General features: G+C 75.5%; 1 protein-coding gene. It reads right to left on the bottom strand.

Annotation, left to right across the window (positions count from 1 at the left end; all coding sequences use genetic code 11):
- Positions 1 to 14: 14 nt before the first annotated feature.
- Positions 15 to 22,586, bottom strand: a complete 22,572-nt coding sequence (locus O7622_RS23195) for a type I polyketide synthase (RefSeq protein ID WP_282310312.1) — start codon at positions 22,584 to 22,586, stop codon at positions 15 to 17.
- Between the last annotated feature and the right edge of the window lie 58 nt (positions 22,587 to 22,644).

The raw sequence follows: 22,644 nt of genomic DNA on the forward strand, positions 1-22,644 counted from the left end.
ACTGGGGACAACGGTCAGGAATCGGTTCCGTCAAGCGCCAGCCTGACGAGGGCGTCGGTGTCGAGTTCGTCGAGGTCCAGGTCCTCGTCGGCGGACTCGTCACCGTCGTCGCCGTCGGTGTCGGCGAGGTTGAGCAGCAGGTCCAGCAGCCCGGCCTCACGGAGACGGGCCAGCGGGATCGCCGCGAGCGTCTGCCGGACGGCCGCCTCCGCCGGGTCGCCGTCGTCCGCCTGCGCCGCCTCGGGCGACAGGCCGTCGAGCAGGTTCTCGGCGAGCACGGCCGGGTTCGGGTAGTCGAAGACGAGGGTCGCGGGCAGCGACAGGCCGGTGACGCCGGTCAGTCGGTTGCGCAGCTCGACCGCCGTCAGCGAGTCGAATCCAAGCTCCTTGAACGCCCGCTGCGGCTTGACCCGGTCCGTTCCCGCGTGGCCGAGCACGGCCGAGGCGTGGGTACGGACCAGGTCGACCAGGTGCCGGACCCGCTCGGGGCGGGGCAGGGTGAGCAGGTGCTCCCGCAGGGCGTCGGCGGCACCGCCGGGCTGCTGCTCCACGGCGTGGACGTGCAGCGCCTCCCGGGCCTCGGCGATGTCGTCGAGCAGCGGCCGGGGGCGGGCCGAGGCGTACGCCGGGGCGAAGACCGCCCAGTCGACGTCCACCACGGTCAGCGCCGCCCTGGGCAGACCGGCGGCGTACCGCATGGCGTGCACGGCGTCGGCCGGCGCCATGGCGGTCAGGCCGCGCCGGGCCAGCATCTGCTGGGCATCGCCGGTGGCCATGCCGCCGTCGGCCCACGGCCCCCAGGCCACGGACGTCGCCGCCAGGCCCCGGCCGCGCCGCTGCTCCGCGAGCGCGTCGAGGAAGGCGTTGCCGGCGGCGTACGCGGACTGCCCGCCGCTGCCCCACACCCCCGCGATGGAGGAGAAGAGCACGAACGCGTCCAGCCGCCGGTCGCCGAGCAGGGCGTCCAGGTGCAGCGCGCCGGCCACCTTGCCGTCGAGCACGCCCGCGAACGCGGCCAGGTCGGTGTCGGCGATCAGCCCGGACTCACCGGCGCCCGCCGCGTGCACCACGGCCGTCAGCGGCGCCGGATCCTCGTCGAGGCGGGCCAGCAGCGCCGCCACCTGGTCGCGCTCGGCGACGTCGCAGGCGACGACCGACGCCCGTACGCCCTGGGCGGTCAGCTCCTCGCGCAGCTCCACGGCCCCCGGGGCGTCCCCGCCGCGGCGGCTGGTCAGCACGACGTGCTCCGCCCCGTTGGCCGCCGCCCAGCGGGCCACGTGCGCGCCCAGCGCGCCGGTGCCGCCGGTGACCAGCACGGTGCCGGACGGCCGCCACCGCTGCGCCGTGTCGGGAGCGGCGGGCGCCGAGCGGACCAGGCGACGGACGAACACCCCGGAGGGGCGTACGGCAAGCTGGTCCTCGTCGCCGGCGCCGGTCACCACCCGCGCCAGCCGGTCCCAGGCCGTCGCGTCGGCCTGCTCGGGCAGATCCACCAGCCCGCCCCACAGGTGGGGGTGTTCCAGGCCCGCCACGAGCCCCAGGCCCCACAGCCCGCTCTGGACGGCAGCGTGCACGGTGTCCCCGTCGCCGGTGCTGACCGCGCCCTGCGTCAGGCACCACAGCCGGGTCGTCGCCCCGGTGTCGTGCAGCGCCTGGAGCAGCAGCAGCGTGGCGGCCGTCCCGACCGGCACGGCCGGGTGGGCGGGGTGCGGCTGGTCGCGGAGGCCGAGCAGGGAGAGCACGCCAGTGACGGGACCGTCGGCCAGCGCGTCGCCCAGCCGCCGGGCGAGGCCCGCCCGGTCGGTACCGGCCGGGTCGACGGTGAGCCGGACCACGTCGGCGCCGACCTCGGCGAGGGCCTTGGTGACCGCCTCCGCCCGGGTGCCGTCCGCCAGGTCGTCCTGCGCCGTCACGAGCAGCCACGCGCCGGGCCGCGCCGGGCCGGCGGTGATGTCGGTGCGCTTCCATCCGACGCGGTACGACCATGCGTCCAGGACGGCCCGCTGCGTGCGCGCCCGGTGCCAGGTCGACAGGACCGGCAGGGCCGGGGTGAGGGCGTCCAGGGCGGCGCCGTCGTCGCCGAACTGGGCGGCGAGGGCGCTCAGGTCGCCGCGTTCGACGGCCTTCCAGAAGTCGGCGTCACCGCCGTGGGCCGCCGTCTGCCGCGGCCGGTTCGCCGGCTCGGGCCAGTACCGCTCCCGCTGGAAGGCGTACGTGGGCAGGTCCACCCGCCGCGCGCCGGTCTCGGCGAACCACGACTGCCAGGTCACCGGCACACCGTGCACGTGCAACTCGGCCAGGGCATGCAGCAACGCCTGCGCCTCCGAACGGTCACGGCGCTGCACAGCCACCGCCAGCACGACCTCATCATCGGGCAGCACATCGACAGCCAACGCGGTCAGGACGCTCTGCGGCCCGACCTCCAGGAACGTATCCACACCCGCCGCCCGCAGCGCCGCCACACCATCGGCGAACCGCACAGCCTCCCGCACGTGCCGCACCCAATACTCCGGCGTGCAGATCTCGCCTGCGTCGGCCAGCGCACCGGTCACGTTCGACACCACCGGCAACAACGGCGCCGCAAACGCCAACCCACCCAGAACCGCACGGAACTCATCAAGCATCGGCTCCATCAACGGACTGTGGAACGCGTGGCTGACGGTGAGCCGACGGGTACGCACGCCCCGGTCCCGCCAGGCCTGCTCCACCTCGGCCAGGACCTCGACCGCACCCGACACCACCACGGCGGTAGGCCCGTTAACCGCCGCGACACCGACCCGATCGGTCAGCCCGGCGATCGACTCCACCACCGCCGCCTCATCAGCGGCCACAGCCAGCATCCCGCCACCCATGGGCAGCGCCTGCATCAACCGACCCCGCGCCGCCACGAGGGCGCACGCGTCCGCCAGAGACAACACCCCCGCCACATACGCCGCCGTCACCTCACCGATCGAATGACCAGCCACCACATCCGGAACAATCCCGAACGACTCCACCAGGCGGAACAACGCCACCTCGACCGCGAACAACCCCGCCTGCGTAAACACCGTCTGATCCAGCAACCCCGCCTCAGCACTACCCGCCTCAGCGAACAGCACCTCACGCAACGGGCACGGCAACAACGGATCGAGGTGCCCACACACCTCGTCCAGCGCGGCGGCGAACACCGGGAACAGGGCGGACAACTCCCGACCCATCCCCGCACGCTGCGCACCCTGACCCGAGAACAGCAGCGCCAGCTGACCGCGTGCGGCGGCGGAACCGGTCACGACGGCCCCCGACGGCTCGTCGGCCGCCACTGCCGCGAGACCCGCCAGCAGCTCGTCCCGGCTCGCCCCGGACACCACCGCCCGGTGCTCCAACGCCGACCGCGACGCCACCGACGACCAGGCCACGTCCACCCCGCGTGGGGCCTCGTCGACGGCGAGCCACCGCGCCCACCGGCCCGCCTGACCGGCGAGTGCCGCAGCGTCGCGGGCCGACAGCAGCACCGGCACCACCGGCACCTCGCGGACGACGACCTCCCCCTCAACCACCTCGGCAGGCGGCTCCTCAATGATCACATGCGCATTCGTGCCGGAAATCCCGAACGACGACACCCCCGCCCGACGCGGCCGACCCACCTGCGGCCACGGGGTGGGCTCGGTGGCCAGGGCCACCGCCCCCGCCGACCAGTCCACGTGCGGGGACGCCTCGTCCACATGCAACGTCGCCGGCACGACGCCGTGCCGCATCGCCAACACCATCTTGATCACACCAGCCACACCGGCTGCCGCCTGCGTGTGCCCGATGTTCGACTTCACCGACCCGAGCAGCAGCGGCCGATCCTGCGGACGCTCCTGCCCGTACGTCGCCAACAACGCCTGCGCCTCAATCGGGTCACCCAGGGTCGTGCCGGTGCCGTGCGCCTCGACGACGTCCACGTCGGCGGTGGCGAGCCGCGCGTTCGCGAGGGCCTGCCGGATCACCCGCTGCTGCGACGGACCATTCGGCGCCGTCAAACCATTCGACGCACCATCCTGATTCACCGCCGTGCCCCGCACCACCGCCAGGATCCGCCGACCCTCCCGCTGCGCGTCCGACAGCCGCTGCACGAGCAACACACCCACACCCTCGGACCAACCCGTACCATCCGCCGACGCCGCGAACGACCGACACCGGCCATCGGCCGACAGACCACGCTGCCGCGAAAACTCCACGAACGTCCCCGGCGTCGCCATCACCGTCACACCACCGGCCAACGCCAAATCACACTCACCACTGCGCAACGCCTGCACCGCCAAATGCAACGCCACCAGCGACGACGAACACGCCGTGTCCACAGTGACCGCCGGACCTTCGAGGCCGAAGGTGTACGCCACCCGGCCGGACAACACGCTGCCCGAGTTGCCGGTGCCGATGTAGCCCTCGACTTCGGGCGTCTCCATGAGCCGCGTCGCGTAGTCGTGGTAGATGACGCCCGCGAAGACGCCGGTCCGGCTGCCCCGCAGGCCCGACGGGTCCAGGCCCGCCGACTCGAACGTCTCCCAGGACGCCTCCAGCAGCAGCCGGTGCTGCGGGTCCATGGCGAGGGCCTCGCGCGGCGAGACACCGAAGAAACCGGGGTCGAACTCTGCCGCGCCGTACAGGAAACCACCGTGGCGGGTGTACGAGGTGCCGGCGTGGTCGGGGTCCGGGTCGTACAGCGACTCCAGGTCCCAGCCCCGGTCGGCCGGGAACTCCCCGATGCCCTCGCCACCGGTGCTGACCAGCTTCCACAGCTCGTCGGGAGACTCCACCCCACCGGGGTAGCGGCAGGCCATCCCGACGATCGCGATCGCCTCGTCGGCGTCGCCGGTCGCCGCCTCGTCGGTCGTGACGGCGCCGGGCCGGGTGCCGGCGAGCTCCGCGTACACGTGGGCCGCCAGGACCTGCGGGGACGGGTGGTCGAACACCAGGGTCGAGGTGAGGCGCAGGCCGGTCGCGCCGTTCACCCGGTTGCGCAGCTCGACGGCGGTCAGCGAGTCGAAGCCCAGGTCCTTGAACGCCCGGTCGGCCGGCACCGCCTCGGCACCGCCGTGCCCGAGGACCTGCGCGACCAGGCCCCGGATCAGCTGGTCGACCTGCGCGAGGCCGTCCTCTGCGCTGAGGCCGGTGAGGCGGTCCGCCCAGCCGCCGGGGGCGCCCTGGCCGGCGCGGCGGCGGGTCGTCGCCACGTCGACCAGGTTGCGCAGCATCGGCGGTACGACCGCGCCGGCTGCTGCCGCCCGCAGCGCGGGTACGTCGATCGCGGCCGGCACCAGCGCCGCCCGCTGTGCCCCCACGGCGGCGTCGAAGAGTTCCAGGCCGGTGCGGGCGTTCATCGGTCGGAGTCCGGCGCGTGCCGTACGGGCCCGGTCGTTGCCGCCGATCGACGCGGCCATGCCGGCGGTGTCCCACATCCCCCAGGCGAGGCTGACCGCAGGCAACCCGAGCTGCCGCCGATAGACCGCCAACCCGTCCAGGAACGCGTTACCCGCCGCATACGCCGACTGACCCGGCGAACCCAGCACACCCGCCACCGACGAGAACACCACGAACAAGTCGAGACCAAGACCCGCCGTCGCCTCATGCAACAACCAACCCGCCGACACCTTCGGCGCCAACACCCTTGCCAGACGCTCCTCGGTGACCCGCTCGATCACCCCGTCATCCAGGACACCGGCGGTGTGCACCACACCCGCCAGCCGACCCCCGGCGGCGACCTCGGCCACCAGCACGCCGACCTGGTCCCGGTCGGTCACGTCACAGGCGGCAATCCGCACCGACGCGCCCAGCGCCGACAGCCGCTCCGACAACTCACCCGCGCCCGCGGCCTCCGGACCACGCCGCGACACCAACACCAGCGACCGCACGCCGTGCACCGACACCAGGTGCTCCGCGACCAACGCCCCGAGCGCACCCGTACCACCGGTCACCAGCACCGCACCGTCACCCACGACCGGCGTCTCCACCGACACCGGGGCGACCGCGCGCACCAGACGCGGCACGAACACCGCGCCCGTACGCACCGCGACCTGACCGCCGGCCGGGTCCGCGGCGAAGCGGGCCAGGACGCCGAGCGTGCCGGGGTTGATCGCGTCGTCGACGTCGGCCAGGACGATGCGACCGGGGTGCTCGGACTGCGCGGAGCGCAGCAGGCCCCACACGGCCGCGGCGGCCAGGTCGCTCACCCGGTCCCCGTCGCGGACGGCCAGCGCGCCCCGGGTCACCACCACGAGCTTCGAGTCGGCCAGCGCGTCGACGGCCAGCCACTCCTGCACGAGGCCCAGCACGTCGGCGGTGACCGTGCGTACGCCCTCCGCCGGGTCGCCGTCGTCGGCGGGCGACGCGGCCGGCGTGAAGAGCAGCAGGCGCGGCGGGGCGATGCCGGCGTCGATGGCGGCGCGCAGCTGCCGGATCGTCTCGGCGGAGGGGCCACCGGGGACGCCCGGCAGGGCCGGCCCGCCCAGCACCGCCCAGCCCGACGCGTCGTCGACCGGGTCGGCCTCCTCGGCCTGCCAGGCCACCTCGAACAGGGAGCGCGACGCCGCGTTCGGGGCGGCCACCCCGGTCAGCTCCCGCAGGACGAGGGAGTCCACCGACACCACCGGCGCGCCCGCCTCGTCGCGGGCGGTCAGCCGCACCGCGGAGCCGTTGCGGGTCAACCGCACCCGGAGCAGCCTCGCGCCGGAGGCGTGCACCTGTACGCCCTCGAAGGCGAAGGGCACGCGCGGCCCGCCCGTCTCCTCGGTGCCGGGCAGCAGCCCGATCGGGTGCAGGGCGGCGTCCAGCAGTGCCGGGTGAACGCCGAAGCGAGCCGCCTCCGCCGCCGCGTCGTCCGGCAGGACCACCTCGGCGAAGACGTCGTCCTCGCCGGTCCACACCCGGCGCAGCCCCTGGAACGCCGGCCCGTACGACAGGCCGTGTTCGAGCAGCGCCGGGTACCAGCCGGTCAGGTCCACCTCGGTGGCGCCGGCGGGCGGCCAGGCGGTCGGCTGCGGTTCGTCGGCCGTGGCCGGTTCCAGCACGCCCTCCGCGTGCCGGGTCCAGCCCGCCTCGGGATCGTCGTCGGGGCGGGAGTAGACGGCGACGGGGCGCTGCGGAGACTCCGACGCGGACACCCGCACCTGGATCCGTACGGCGCCGGACTCGGGGAGCACCAGCGGCACGAGCACCGTCAGGTCCCGCAGCCGCGGCAGGTCCGCCTCGTCGCCGGCGCGGACGGCAAGCTCCACGAGGGCCGTGCCCGGGACCAGCGGCACGCCGGAGACGACGTGGTCGGCCAGCCAGGGGTGGGTGGTCGGGGAGATCCGGCCGGTCAGCACGATCTCGTCGTCGCCGGCCAGGTCCACGGCCGCGCCGAGCAGACCGTGCTCGGCCACGCCGAGGCCGGCGCCGCTGACGTCGCCGGCGCGCAGCCGGCCCACGGCCGGCCAGAAGCGCTGCCGCTGGAACGGGTACGTCGGCAGGTCGACCGGGCGGGTTCCAGCCGGCAGGAGGGCGGTCCAGGTGACCGGCGTGCCGTGCGCGTACAGCTCCGCGAGCGCGTGGACCAGCGACGCCGGCTCGGGTCGGCCGGGGCGCAGGGTCGCCACGACCGCCGCCGCGTCGTCGTCCGGCAGGCAGGCGCCCACCATGCCGGCGAGCACCGCGTCGGGACCCAGTTCGAGGAAGGTACGGACGTTGCGCTCGCGCAGGCTCGCGACCCCGTCGGCGAAGCGGACGGTCTCGCGTACGTGGCGGACCCAGTAGTCGGGGGTGCCGATCTCGTCGGGGTCGGCGACCTGCCCGGTCAGGTTCGACACGATCGGCAGGACGGGCCAGTGGAACGTCAGCCCGTCGAGCGTCTGCCGGAACTCGGCCAGCATCGGCTCCATGAGCGGGCTGTGGAACGCGTGGCTGACGGTCAGCCGGCGCGTACGCACACCCCGGTCCTTCCAGGCCCGCTCCACCTCGTCGAGGGCCTCGGCGGCGCCGGAGACCACAACGGCGGTGGGGCCGTTGACGGCGGCGACGCCGACCCGGTCGGCGAGCGGAACGATCGACTCGGCCACGGCGTCCTCGGCGGCGGCCACGGCGAGCATGCCACCGCCGGCCGGCAACGCCTGCATCAACCGACCCCGCGCCGCGACCAGCGCACACCCGTCAGCCAGGCTGAACAGGCCGGCCACATGCGCCGCCGCTATCTCACCGATGGAGTGCCCGGCCACCAGGTCCGGCACCACACCGAACGACTCCACCAACCGGAACAACGCCACCTCGACCGCGAACAGACCGGCCTGCGTGAACACGGTCTGATCCAGCAACTCCGCCTCGGCGGAACCCTCCGACGCGAACAGCACCTCCCGCAACGGACGCGGCAACAACGGATCCAGGTGACCGCACGCCTCGTCGAGAGCCGCGGCGAACACCGGGAACGCCCCGTACAACTCGCGACCCATACCGGCGCGCTGCGCGCCCTGGCCGGAGAAGAGGACGGCGGTGCGGCCGCTGCGGGCGATCCCCCGCACGACGGCGGCCGAGGGCTCGTCGTCGGCCAGCGCACCGAGGGCGGCGAGCAGCCCGGCGCGATCGGCGGGCAGCAGCACGGCGCGGTGCTCGAAGGCGCTGCGGGCGGTGACGAGGGCCCGGCCCACGTCGGCGATGGTCAGGTCCGGCTCGCCGTCGACGAGGGTCCGCAGCCGGCGCGCCTGCTCGTGCAGGGCGGCCCCGTCGCGGGCCGACAGGACGCAGGCGACGAGGTCGCCCGGGACGCCCGTGGCGGGGGCGGCCTGCGCCGGGGCGGGCTCGGGGGCCTGCTCGACGATGGTGTGCGCGTTGGTGCCGCTGATGCCGAACGACGACACCGCCGCGCGGCGGGGCCGGTCGACGGCGGGCCACGGCCGGGCCTCGGTGAGCAGCGCGACCGACCCGGCCGTCCAGTCGATGTGCGGGGACGGCTTCTCGGCGTGCAGGGTCGGCGGCAGCACGCCGTGCCGCATCGCCAGCACCATCTTGATCACACCGGCGACGCCGGCCGCCGCCTGGGCGTGGCCGATGTTCGACTTGACCGACCCCAGCCACAGCGGACGGTCCTGCGGTCGGCCCTGCCCGTACGTGGCCAGCAGCGCCTGCGCCTCGATCGGGTCGCCGAGGGCGGTGCCGGTGCCGTGCGCCTCGACGGCGTCCACATCGGTGGTGGCGAGCCGGGCGTTGGCGAGCGCCTGCCGGATCACCCGCTGCTGGGCGGGGCCGTTCGGCGCGGTCAGACCGCTGCTGGCGCCGTCCTGGTTGACGGCGCTGCCGCGCACGACGGCGAGCACGCGGTGGCCGTTGCGATGCGCGTCGGACAGGCGCTCCAGCAGGAGCATGCCGACGCCCTCGGCGAAACCGGTGCCGTCGGCGCCGGCGCCGAACGCCTTGCACCGCCCGTCGGGCGACAGGCCGCGCTGCCGGGAGAACTCGGTGAGCATGCCGGGGGTGGACATGACGCTCACCCCGCCGGCGAGGGCGAGGCGGCACTCGTCCTGCCGCAGCGCCTGGGTGGCCAGGTGCAGCGCCACCAGCGACGACGAGCAGGCGGTGTCGACGGTGACGGCGGGGCCCTCCAGGCCGAACAGGTACGAGATGCGGCCGGAGGCGACGCTGCCGGCGCTGCCGTTGCCGACGTGGCCGTCCAGTTCGTCGGTGCCGCCGGCGGCCTGGGAGGCGTAGTCGTGGTAGATCAGGCCGACGTAGACGCCGGTGCTGCTGCCCCGCGCCGTGTGGGGGTCGATCCCGGCCCGCTCGAAGGCCTCCCAGGAGGTCTCCAGCAGCAGCCGCTGCTGTGGGTCCATCGCCAGGGCCTCGCGGGGCGAGATCCCGAAGAAGGCGGCGTCGAACTGGGCGGCGTCGTGGAGGAAGCCACCCTGCCGTGGTACGGCGCCCGGGTCCTCGCCGTCGGCGCGCAGGTCGTCGAGGTTCCAGCCCCGGTCCGTGGGGAAGGGCGAGATGACGTCGGTGCCGGCGGTGACCACACCCCAGAGCTGCTCGGGGGTCTGCACGTCGCCGGGGAACCGGCAGGCCATGCCGATGATGGCGATCGGTTCGTCGAGGGCGGCGGCGGTGCCGACCGCGGCGGGCCGGTCCACGACCGCCGCGCCGCCGAGCTCCCGGTCCAGGAACTCGGCGAGCACCACCGGGGTCGGGTAGTCGAACGCCACGGTGGCGGGCAGCCGCAGCCCGGTCGCGGCGGAGAGCCGGTTGCGCAGCTCCACCGAGGTGAGCGAGTCGAAGCCCAGCTCCTTGAAGGCGCGCTGGGCGTCGACGGTCTCCGCCGAGCGGTGCCCGAGCACTGCCGCCACGCCGGCGGCCACCAGGTCGAGCAGGTGGGAGCGCCGCTCCGCCGGGCCGAGCGTCGCCAGCCGGTCGCGTACGGAGGCGGTGTCCGCGAGGCCGCGACCCACCGCGCGCCGGGCCGGTCCGCCCGCACGGACCACGTCCCGCAGCAGGCTGGGCACGTTCTGGCCGGTCGCCCGCGACGCCGGCGGCAGGTTCATGAGGACGAGGTGCGCCGCGCCGCGTTGTCGCGCCAGCTCGTACAGCGCCACGCCCTGCCGGTCGGTCAACGGGGCGCTGGTGGCGCGGATCGCCTTGCGGTGCTCGTTGCCGCCCAGGTGGGCGGTCATGGCGCTGCTGGTCGCCCACAGCCCCCAGGCGAGGCTGATGGCGGGCAGCCCCTGCTCACGCCGGTGCCGGGCGAGGGCGTCGAGGAACGCGTTCGCGGCCGCGTAGTTGCCCTGCCCCGGCGAGCCGAGGGTGGCCGCCACCGACGAGAACAGCACGAACGCCGACAGGTCCAGGTGCGCGGTCGCCTCGTGCAACGCCCACCCGGCGTCCACCTTCGGCGCCAGCACCGTACGCAGGGCGGATTCGTCCAGCGAACCGATGGTCGCGTCGGCGATCACGCCGGCGGTGTGCACCACGGCGGTCAGCGGGTGCGCCGGGTCCACCAGTTCCAGCAGCCGGGTCACCTGCGCGGGGTCGGTCACGTCGGCGGTGCCGGCGGTGACCCGGGCGCCCGCGCGGGTCAGCTCGTCGACCAGCTCCCGGTAGTGCTCGGGGCCACGGCGGGAGGCCAGCAGCAGGTGCCGGGCCTGGCCGGTGGCGACGAGGTGCCGGGCGAACACGCCGGCGAGGGCGCCGCCGGCGCCGGTGACGAGCACGGTGCCGTCCGGGTCGGCGGGGGCGGGCACCCGCAGGACAACCTTGCCGATGTGCCGGGCCTGGCTGATGTGGCGCAGCGCCTGCCGGGCCTGGCGCACGTCCCACGCCCGTAGCGGCAGCGGGCGCAGCGCGCCGCGTGCGAACAGGTCGAGCAGCTCGGTGAGCATCTCCCCGATGCGCCGGTGCCCGGCCTCGTTGAGGTCGAACGCGCGGTAGGTGACGCCCGGGTGGTCGGCGGCGACGGTTTCGGCGTCGCGTACGTCGGCCTTGCCCATCTCCACGAACCGGCCACCGCGCGGCAGCAGCCGCAGCGACGCGTCCACGAACTCACCGGCGAGGGCGTCGAGCACCACGTCGACGCCGGCACCGCCGGTGGCCGCGCCGAAGGTCTGCTCGAACTCGGTGGTCCGCGACGACGCGATCCGCTCCCCGGCCACCCCGAGTTCCCGCAGCACGCCCCACTTGCCGGGGCTGGCGGTGGCGTGGACCGTCGCGCCCCAGTGCCGGGCGAGCTGGATGGCGGCCATGCCGACGCCACCGGCGCCGTTGTGGATCAGCACCGACTCGCCGGACCGCAGCCCGGCGAGGTCCCGCAGCGCGTAGTACGCCGTCAGGAACACCACCGGCACGGAGGCGGCCTGCGCGAACGACCAGCCGGCGGGGATCTTCGCCACGAGGTCGCGGGTGGCGATCACCTCGGGGGCGAAGGCCGGCTCGAACATGCCGAGCACGCGGTCGCCGGGGGCCAGGTCGGTCACGCCGGGGCCGACCTCGACCACGACGCCCGCGCCCTCGCTGCCCATCACGGCCGCCGGATCCGGGTACATGCCCAGGCCGATCAGCACGTCCCGGAAGTTCACGCCGGCCGCGCGCACCGCGACGCGCACCTGGCCCGCGTCCAGGGCGGCGGAGGTGGCGGGCACCATGCCGACGCCGTCGAGGGTGCCGGGGCTGACCGCCCCGACCCGCCACAGTCCGTCCGGCGGGACGAGTTCGTCGGCGGCCTGGCCGGCGGGCCGGCCCAGGCGGGGCGTGCGCACCTCGTTGCCGCGTACGGCCACCTGGCCGCCGGTCGGCGACGGGTCCTGGGCCACGGTGGCCAGCACGGCGAGGGTGGCCGGGGTGAGTTCCCCGTCGACGTCGGCGAGGACGATCCGCCCCGGGTGCTCGGACTGGGCCGAGCGCAGCAGGCCCCAGACCGCCGCGCCGGGCAGGTCCCGCACCGCGTCCGCCGGGGTGGCGGCCACCGCCGCCCGGGTCAGCACGACGAGCGTGGTGTCGGCCAGCGCCTCGCTGTCCAGCCAGGAGTGCAGCACGGCCAGGACGCGGGCGGTGGCCGTACGGACGAGGTCGGGCAGGTCGCCTTCCGGGGTGCCGGAGGGCACGGGGACCACGAGCGCGCGGGGCGCCTCGACCGTACCGGCCGAGACCGCCGCGGTCAGCTCGCCGACGGTCGGGAACACCGGCGTGACGAGGTCCGCCGGGGCGGGTCCGTCGCCGAGCAGCACCCAGCCGGAGACGTCCCGCGCCGGGGTGACCGTCTCGGCCTGCCACGTCACCTCGAACATCGACCGCTCCGCGGCCTCCGCGCCGGTGGCGTCGGTCATCTCCCGCAGGGCGAGCGACTCGACTGACACCACGGGCACGCCGGACTCGTCCCCGGCCACCAGCCGCACGCGCGAGCCCGCCCGGGTCAGCCGCACCCGCAGCGTCCGGGCGCCGGAGGCGTGCACCTGCACGCCCTCGAACGCGAACGGCACGCGCGGTCCGCCGGAGCGCTCGGCCAGCAGCAGCCCGACGGGGTGCAGGGCGGCGTCCAGCAGCGCCGGGTGCACGGCGAAGCCGTCGGCGTCGCCGGCCGCCTCGTCCGGCAGGGTCACCTCGGCGTACACCTCGTCGCCGGCGGTCCACAGCCGTCGCAGGCCCCGGAAGGCCGGTCCGTAGGCCAGGCCGCGCTCCGCGAGCGCCGGGTACCAGCCGGCGAGGTCCACCTCGGTGCCTCCGGCCGGCGGCCAGGCGCCCAACGCCGGCTCGTCGGTGGCCTGCTCCAGCAGACCGTCGGCGTGCCGCGTCCAGGGGTCCTCGGGGTCGCCGTCGGGCTGCGAGTGCACCGCCACGCTCCGGGTTCCGGAGCCGTCGGCCGCGCCGACGCGCACCTGCACGCGGATCGCGCCCGGATTCGGCAGCACCAGCGGCGCGGCGACGGTCAGTTCCCGCACCCGGGAGGCGCCGACCTCGTCGCCGGCGCGCACCGCGAGCTCGACGAGGGCCGTGCCCGGCAGCACCACGGCGCCGCCGACCACGTGGTCGGCGAGCCACGGGTGCGTGGACGCCGACAGCCGGCCGGTCAGCACGACCTCGTCGTCGCCGGCGAGGCGCACCGCCGCGCCGAGCAGCCCGTGCCCTGCCGCGCCCAGCCCCGCGCCCGAGACGTCGCCGGTGGCGGAGCGGTCGAGCACCGGCCAGAACCGGTCCCGCTGGAAGGCGTACGTGGGCAGGTCGACAGGGGTGGCGCCGGAGCCGGCGAAGACGCGCGACCAGTCGACGGGCACGCCGGCGACGTGCAGCTCGCCGAGGTTGGCCAGTAGCTGACGCGGCCCGTGCCCGTCGCGGCGCAGCGAGCCCACCACCACGCCGCCGTCGGCCTTCCGGTCGAGCGCGTCCTGCACGGCGATCTTGAGTACGGGGTGCGGGCTGACCTCGACGAACGTCCGGAAGCCCTGCTCGATCAGCTGGTCCACGACCGGCGCGAGCCGGACTGGCTCCCGCAGGTTGCGGTACCAGTAGTCGGCGTCGAGCCCGGCGGTGTCGATCGGCTCGCCGGTGACTGTGGAGTGGAAGGGCACGGTGCTGGAGCGGGGGTCCACGGTGCCGAACCGGGCGGTCACCTCGTCGCGGATCGGGTCGACGTGGCCGCTGTGCGCCGCGAAGTCGACAGCGATCTGCCGGGCGCGGACGTCGCGCTCGGCACAGTGCGTGAGCAGTTCGGCGACCGACGCCGAGTCGCCGGCGACCACTGTCACGGCGGCGCCGTTGAGGGCGGCGACGGAGAGGCTGCCCCGCCACGGCGCGATGAGCCGCTCGGTGTCGGCGGCCGGGAGCGGCACGGAGACCATGCCGCCGCGACCCGCGATCGACAGCAGGCCGTGGCTGCGCGCCACGACGAGCCGCGCGGCTTCGGCGAGGGTCAACGCGCCGGCGACGCAGGCCGCGGCGAGTTCCCCCTGCGAATGCCCGATGACGGCGGCCGGTTCGACGCCGCACGCGCGCCAGAGCTGGGCGAGGGACACCATGACGGAGAAGAGCGCGGGCTGGACCACGTCCACCCGCTCCAGGGGCGGCGCGCCGGGCGCCTGCCGCAGCACGTCCCCCAGGTTCCAGTCGACCAGCCGGGACAGTTCCTCGGCGCACTCGTCCATCCGCTGCCGGAAGACCGGCGAGGTCTCCATCAGGTCCAGCGCCATCGAGGTCCACTGGGAGCCCTGGCCGGGGAAGACGAAGACGACCTTCGACGCGGCGTCCACGCCCGCCGGGGAGGTGTCGCCGTCGGCGAGGGCGGCCAGCCGGGCGAGCGCGTCGTCCCGGCCGGCGGCCACGACGACCGCGCGGTACGGGTGGTGCGCCCGCTGGGTGGCCAGGGAGAAGCCGAGGTCCCGCGGGTCGAGGTCGGCGTCGCCGGCGAGCCGTTCGCCGAGGCGGGCGGCCTGCGCCCGGAGCGCGCGGGGGCTTCTGCCGGAGACCGGCAGGGGTACGGCGGCGGGCCCGACAAGGCCGGGAACGTGCCCCGCCGGCACGGGCGTCGGGGCCGGCTCGTCGGGTGCCTGCTCGATGACTGTGTGCGCGTTGGTGCCACTGATGCCGAACGACGACACGGCGGCCCGGCGGGGCCGGTCGACGGCGGGCCACGGCCGGGCCTCGGTGAGCAGGGCGACGGCTCCGGCACTCCAGTCGACGTGGGGCGAGGGCTCGTCCACGTGCAGGGTCGGCGGCAGCACGCCGTGCCGCATCGCCAGCACCATCTTGATCACACCGGCCACCCCGGCGGCCGCCTGGGAGTGGCCGATGTTCGATTTGATCGAGCCGAGCCAGAGCGGCTCGCCGGCGGCACGGTCCTGGCCGTAGGTGGCCAGCACCGCCTGCGCCTCGATCGGGTCGCCGAGGACGGTGCCGGTGCCGTGCGCCTCGACCGCGTCCACGTCGGCCGGGGCGAGCCGCGCGTTCTCCAGGGCCTGGCGGATGACCCGCTGCTGCGACGGGCCGTTCGGCGCGGTCAGCCCGTTGGACGCGCCGTCCTGGTTCACGGCGGAGCCGCGCAGCACGGCGAGCACCCGGTGCCCGTTGCGCCGGGCGTCGGAGAGGCGCTCCACGAGCAGCATGCCGACGCCCTCGGACCAGCCGGTGCCGTCCGCGCCGGCGGCGAACGCCTTGCACCGCCCGTCCGGGGCGAGGCCGCCCTGCCGGGAGAACTCGGAGAACATGCCGGGCTGCGCCATCAGTGCCACCCCGCCGGCCAGGGCCATGTCGCACTCGCCGCCGCGCAGCGCCTGGGCGGCGAGGTGCAGCGCCACCAGCGACGAGGAGCAGGCGGTGTCGACGGTGACCGCCGGGCCTTCGAGGCCGAACATGTAGGCGACCCGCCCGGAGGCGACGCTGCCCGCCGTGCCGGTCAGCAGGTGCCCCTCGAGGCCGTCCAGGTCGTCGCGTCCGCTGGTGGCGTAGCCGGATGAGGCGGCGCCGACGAAGACACCGGTGGCGGTGCCGCTGAGGGCGGCGGGGTCGATGCGGGCGTACTCGAAGCTCTCCCAGGCGGTCTCCAGCAGCAGCCGCTGCTGCGGGTCCATGGCGAGGGCCTCACGGGGGCTGATGTTGAAGAAGCCGGCGTCGAAGTCGGCCGCGTCGTAGAGGAAGCCGCCCTGGTGGGTGACGGTGCCGCCGGCCTGGTCGCCGTCCGTGCCGTACAGCCGGTCGAGGTCCCAGCCGCGGTCCGCCGGGAACTCGCCGATGGCGTCGGCCCCGGAGGTGACGAGCTGCCACAGCTGCTCGGGGGTGGCGACGCCGCCTGGGTAGCGGCAGGCCATGCCGATGATGGCGATCGGCTCGTCGGCGTCGGCCGTGACGACCGTACGGACGGTGGCGCCGGCGCCCGTGGCCGGGCCGAGCTGCGCGAACAGGTGCTCGGCCAGCCGGGCCGGGGTGGGATGGTCGAAGGCCAGCGTGGCGGTCAGCCGCAGCCCGGTGGCCGCACCGAGGCGGTTGCGCAGTTCCACCGAGGTCAGCGAGTCGAAGCCCAGGTCCTTGAAGGCGCGGGCGGCGGGGACCGCCTGTGCCGAGGCGTGCCCCAGCACCGTGGCGGCCTGGCCGCAGACCAGGTCGACGAGCGCCTGCCGGGCGTCCGCCTCGGACAGGCCGTCGAGCCGCTCCCGCCACGACGCCCCGGCACTCGGCCGTTCGGTGGCGGTGCGGCGCCGGCCGCCGCCGCGCAGCAGGTGCCGCATCAGCGGCGGTACGCCGCTCGCCTCGCCGGTGACGTGGAGGCGGGCCGCGACGAGGACCGGTCGGGCCGCCGGCAGGGCGGCGTCGAAGAGTTCGGCGCCCTCGGCCGGGGAGAGCCGGCTCATCCCGACGCGCCGCAGCCGCTGCTGGTCGTCGCCGTCGAGGTGGGCGGTCATCATGCTGTCGGTGGCCCACATGCCCCAGGCGAGGCTGGTGGCGGGCAGCCCCTGCTGCCGGCGGTGCTGCGCGAGGGCGTCGAGGAACGCGTTCGCGGCCGCGTAGTTGCCCTGCCCCGGCGAGCCGAGGGTGGCCGCCACCGACGAGAACAGCACGAACGCCGACAGGTCCAGGTGCGCGGTCGCCTCGTGCAACGCCCACCCGGCGTCCACCTTCGGCGCCAGCACCGCACGCAGGGCGGATTCGTCCAGCGAACCGATGGTCGCGTCGGCGATCACCCCGGCGGTGTGCACCACGGCGGTCAGCGGGTACGCCGGGTCGATCCCGGCGACCAGCTCGGTGACCTGCGCGGGGTCGCTGACGTCGACGGCCACGGCGGTGACGTCGGCGCCCGCGTCGGTCAGTTCCCGGACCAGGGTGGCGTACGCGTCGTCCCGGCCGGGTGCGCGGCGGGAGGCCAGCAGCAGGCGGCGGGCCTGGCCGGTGGCGACGAGGTGCCGCGCGAGCACGCCGGCCAGGGTTCCGGCCGCGCCGGTGAGCAGCACGGTGCCGTCGGGGTCGGCGGGCGCGGGGATGCGCAGCACCACCTTGCCGACGTGGCGGGCCTGGCTGACGTGCCGCAGCGCCTGCCGGGCCTGACGCACGTCCCACGCCCGTACGGGCAGCGGACGCAGCGCGCCCCGCGCGAAGAGGTCGAGGATCTCGGTGAGCATCTCGCCGATGCGGGTGCTGCCCGCCTCGTTCAGGTCGAACGCGCGGTACGCCACGCCCGGGTGGTCGGCGGCGACCGCCTCCGGGTCGCGTACGTCGGCCTTGCCCATCTCCACGAACCGGCCACCGCGCGGCAGCAGCCGCAGCGACGCGTCCACGAACTCACCGGCCAACGCGTCGAGCACCACGTCCACCCCGGCACCGCCGGTGGCCCCGCCGAAGACCTGCTCGAACTCGGTGGTCCGCGACGACGCGATCCGCTCCCCGGCCACCCCGAGTTCCCGCAGCACACCCCACTTGCCGGGGCTCGCCGTCGCGTGGACGGTGGCGCCGAGGTGGTGGGCGAGCTGGATGGCGGCCATCCCGACGCCACCGGCACCGTTGTGGATCAGCACCGACTCGCCGGACCGCAGCCCGGCGAGGTCCCGCAGCGCGTAGTACGCCGTCAGGAAGACCAGGGGGACGGACGCCGCCTGGGTGAAGGACCAGCCGGCGGGCATCTTGGCGATACGCCGGCGATGGGCGACGGCCTGCGGGCTGAACCCGAGTTCGAACATGCCCATCACCCGGTCGCCGGGCGCCAGGTCGGTCACGCCCGGGCCGACCTCGACCACGACGCCCGCGCCCTCGCTGCCCATCACGGCCGCCGGATCCGGGTACATGCCCAGGCCGATCAGCACGTCCCGGAAGTTCACCCCGGCCGCGCGCACCGCGACGCGCACCTGGTCCGCGCCCAGTTCCGCGGGCGTGGCCGGCACCGGCGCGATCCCGTCCAGGGTGCCGCCGGTGACGGGGGCGAGGTGCCACGGGCCGGGCGGCGGGGTCAGTTCGTCGCCCACCGGCCGCGCCAGCCTCGGCACGAGGGTGCGCTCGCCGCGCACCGCGAGCTGGCCGCCGGAGACCGACGGGTCGACGGCGGCCCCGGCCAGCACGGCGAGGGTCGCGGGGGTCAGTTCGCCCTCGACGTCGGCGAGGACGATCCGCCCCGGGTGCTCCGACTGCGCCGAGCGCAGCAGGCCCCAGACGGCGGCGGCAGCCAGGTCGGTGACCTGGTCGTCGTCCCCGGCGGCCACCGCGCCCCGGGTCACCGCCACGAGCTTCGTGTCGGCCAGCGGCTCGGCGGCGAGCCAGGACCGCAGCACGTCCAGCACACCGCTGGTGACCGCCCGCACGGCCTCCGGCACGGCGACGCCGGGAACGCCGGCGGGCACCGTCAGCAGCACCTGCCGGGCCGTGGCCCCGTCCGCCGCCAGGGTCGCCACGTCCGCGAAGACCGGCACCTCCGGCAGCGTGTCCGGTGCCGGCCGGCCCAGCACCGCCCACCCCGGAAGGTCGTCGACGCTCTCGATCTGCTCGGCCTGCCAGGTCACCTCGTACAGCGACCGGGCGGCACCGCCCCGGGTCGCCGTCGCGGTCATCTCCCGCAGCACCAGGGAGTCCACCGACACCACCGGCGCGCCCGAGCCGTCGCAGGCGACCAGCCGCACCCCGGAGCCGTCCCGGGTCAGCCGCACCCGCAGCGTCCGGGCGCCGGAGGCGTGCACCTGCACGCCCTCGAACGCGAACGGCACGCGCGGCCCGCCCGTGGCCTCGGCATCGAGCAGCAGCGCCACCGGGTGCAGCGCGGCGTCCAGCAGCGCCGGGTGCACCCCGAACGCGCCCGCCTCGCCGGCCGCCCCGTCCGGCAGCGCCACCTCGGCGTACGCCTCACCGTCGGCCGTCCAGGCCCGCCGTACGCCCTGGAACACCGGCCCGTACGACAGGCCGTGCTCGGCCAGCGCCGGATACCAGCCGGTCAGGTCCGCCTCGGTCGCGCCCGCCGGCGGCCACTCGCCGAGCCCCGGCTCGTCGGCCGACACCGGTTCGAGCAGGCCGTCGGCGTGCCGCACCCAGTCGGTGTCGTCGTCATCCTCGGGCTGGGAGTACACGGACACCGTCCGCACGGCGGCGTCGTCGGCAGCGCCGACGCGCACCTGCACGCGTACCGCCCCGGACTCGGGCAGCACCAGCGGCGCCGCCACGGTCAGCTCCCGTACCCGCGACGCGCCCACCTCGTCGCCGGCGCGGACCGCCAGCTCCACCAGGGCGGTGCCCGGCACCACCACGTTGCCGCCGACCACGTGGTCGGCCAGCCACGGGTGCGTCGACGTCGACAGCCGGCCGGTCAGCACCACCTCGTCGTCGCCGGCGAGCCGCACCGCCGCGCCGAGCAGCGGGTGCCCCGCGACGCCGAGGCCGGCGCCCGACACGTCGCCGACCCGCCACGGCAGCACCTCGGGCCAGAACCGCTCCCGCTGGAAGGCGTACGTGGGCAGGCCGACCCGGGCGGCGCCGGTGTCGGCGAACCACTCCCGCCAGGACACCGGCAACCCGTGCACGTGCAGCTCGGCGAGGGCGTGCAGCAGCGCCTGCGCCTCGGGCCGGTCCCGGCGCTGGGCTGCGACGGCGAGCACGCCGTCGTCGGGCAGCACGTCGGTCGTCATCGCGGTCAGTACGCTCTGCGGGCCGACCTCCAGGAAGGTGTCGACCCCGGCGTCGCGCAGCGCGGCGAGCCCGTCGGCGTGGCGGACCGCCTCGCGGACGTGCCGTACCCAGTAGTCGGCGGTGCGGATCTCGTCGGCGTCGGCGAGCGCACCGGTCAGGTTCGACACGATCGGCAGCGTGGGGGCGGCGAGGTCCAGCCGCTCGACGATGCCGCGGAAGCGCTCCAGCACCGGCTCCATCAGCGGGCTGTGGAACGCGTGGCTGACGGCCAACCGGCGGGTACGCACACCCCGGTCGCGCCAGACGCGCTCCACCTCGTCGAGGGCGTCGACGGCGCCGGAGACCACGACGGAGGTCGGGCCGTTGACGGCCGCGATGCCGATTCGGTCGGTCAGCCCGGCGATCGACTCCGTCACGGCCGCCTCGTCAGCGGCCACGGCGAGCATGCCGCCGCCGTCGGGCAGCGACTGCATGAGCCGGCCCCGCGCCGCCACCAGCAGGCAGGCGTCCTGGAGGGACAGCACCCCGGCCACGTGCGCGGCGGCGATCTCACCGATCGAGTGCCCGCCCACGAAGTCCGGGACCACGCCGAACGACTCCACGAGGCGGAACAGCGCCACCTCGACGGCGAAGATCCCGGCCTGGGTGAACGCGGTCTGGTCCAGCAGCTCCGCCTCGGCGGAGCCCTCCGGCGCGAACAGCACCTCCTTGAGCGGGCGCGGCAGCACCCGGTCGAGATGCCCGCACGCCTCGTCGAGGGCGGCGGCGAAGGCGGGGAACTCGGCGTACAGCTCGCGGCCCATGCCGGTGCGCTGCGCGCCCTGGCCGGAGAAGAGCACCGCCAGCGGACCCCGGTCCCCGGCCTGGCCCGTGACCACCGTACCCGACGGCGCGCCCGCCGCCAGGGACTCCAGGCCCGTCAGCAGGCCCGCACGGTCCCCGGCGAGCACCACCGCACGCCGGTCGAGCGTCGAGCGGGACACCACCGACGACCAGGCCACATCGAGCGGGCGCGGCTCCCCGTCGTCGCTGAGCCAACGGGCCAGCCGGTCCGCCTGCGCGGCTAGCGCGGCCGGCTGCGCGGCGGAGAGCAGCATGGGCACGACGGCGGGACGGCGGGGCGGGGTGGCGTGGTCGCCGGCCGGGTCGGGGGCCGGCGCCTGCTCCAGGATCAGGTGGGCGTTCGTGCCGCTCATGCCGAAGGACGACACGCCCGCCCTGCGGACGTGCTCGCCACCGGCCCACGGGCGCGCCTCGTCGAGCAGGGCCACGGCGCCGGTCGACCAGTCGACGTGCGGCGAGGGCCGGTCCACGTGCAGGGTGGGCGGCAGCACGCCGTGCCGCATCGCCATCACCATCTTGATGACGCCGCCGGCGCCGGCCGCGGCCTGCGGGTGGCCGATGTTCGACTTCAGCGAGCCCAGCCACAGCGGGCGGTCGGCGGTGCGGCCCTGCCCGTACGTGGCCAGCAGCGCCTGCGCCTCGATCGGGTCGCCGAGCCGGGTGCCCGTGCCGTGCGCCTCGACGGCGTCCACGTCGGACGGGCTGAGCCGGGCGTTCTCCAGCGCCTGCCGGATCACCCGCTGCTGCGCGGGGCCGTTGGGGGCGGTCAGCCCGCTGCTCGCGCCGTCCTGGTTGACGGCGCTGCCCCGGATCACCGCCAGGACGGGGTGCCCGTTGCGCCGGGCGTCGGAGAGCTTCTCGACGAGCAACATGGCGACGCCCTCGGACCAGCCGGTCCCGTCGGCGTCGGCGGAGAACGCCTTGCACCGTCCGTCGGAGGCGAGCCCCCGCTGGCGGGAGAACTCGACGAAGGCGCCCGGCGTGGCCAGCACGGTGACGCCGCCGGCCACGGCGAGGGAGCACTCACCGTCGCGCAGGGCCTGGCCGGCGAGGTGCAGGGCGACCAGCGACGAGGAGCAGGCGGTGTCGATGGTGACGGCTGGCCCCTCCAGTCCGAAGGAGTAGGCCAGCCGGCCGGACATGACGCTCGCGGCGGTGCCGGTGAGGACGTAGCCCTCCGTGCCCTCGGGCAGTTGCCGCAGCACGGACGTGTAGTCCTGCCCCGCGGTGCCGACGAACACCCCGGTACGGCTGCCCCGCACCGACGCGGCGTCGATGCCGGCCCGCTCGAAGACCTCCCAGGTCACCTCGAGCAGGAGGCGCTGCTGCGGGTCCATGGCCAGCGCCTCGCGCGGTGAGATCCCGAACAGGGTCGGGTCGAACAGGCCCGCGTCGCGCAGGAAGCCACCCCGGTTGCTGTACGTGGTGCCGGGGTGGTCGGGGTCGGGGTCGTAGAGCCGGTCGAGGTCCCAGCCCCGGTCGTCGGGGAACGCGCCGGTGGCGTCCACCCCGCCGGCGACGACGTCCCAGAGGTCCTCCGGTGAGGCGACGCCACCGGGGAACCGGCAGGCCATGCCGACGATCGCGATCGGCTCGGCGTCCTCGTCCTCCAGCTCGGTCAGGCGCCGACGCGCCAGGCGGAGCTCGGAGGTCACCCACTTCAGGTGTTCGAGGAGCTTGTCTTCGTCCGCCATGACCCACCCGCCCAGAGCTTGCTATCGATCGGAATCTGCCGATTCGTTGACCACACCA

The organism is Micromonospora sp. WMMD1076, assembly GCF_029581475.1.
In the GTDB taxonomy this organism is placed as follows: domain Bacteria; phylum Actinomycetota; class Actinomycetes; order Mycobacteriales; family Micromonosporaceae; genus Micromonospora; species Micromonospora aurantiaca.

Bases quoted from the DNA above. Each gene is read 5' to 3' on its own strand.
- O7622_RS23195 (WP_282310312.1), bottom strand. From the start codon at position 22,586: ATGGCGGACGAAGACAAGCTCCTCGAACACCTGAAGTGGGTGACCTCC.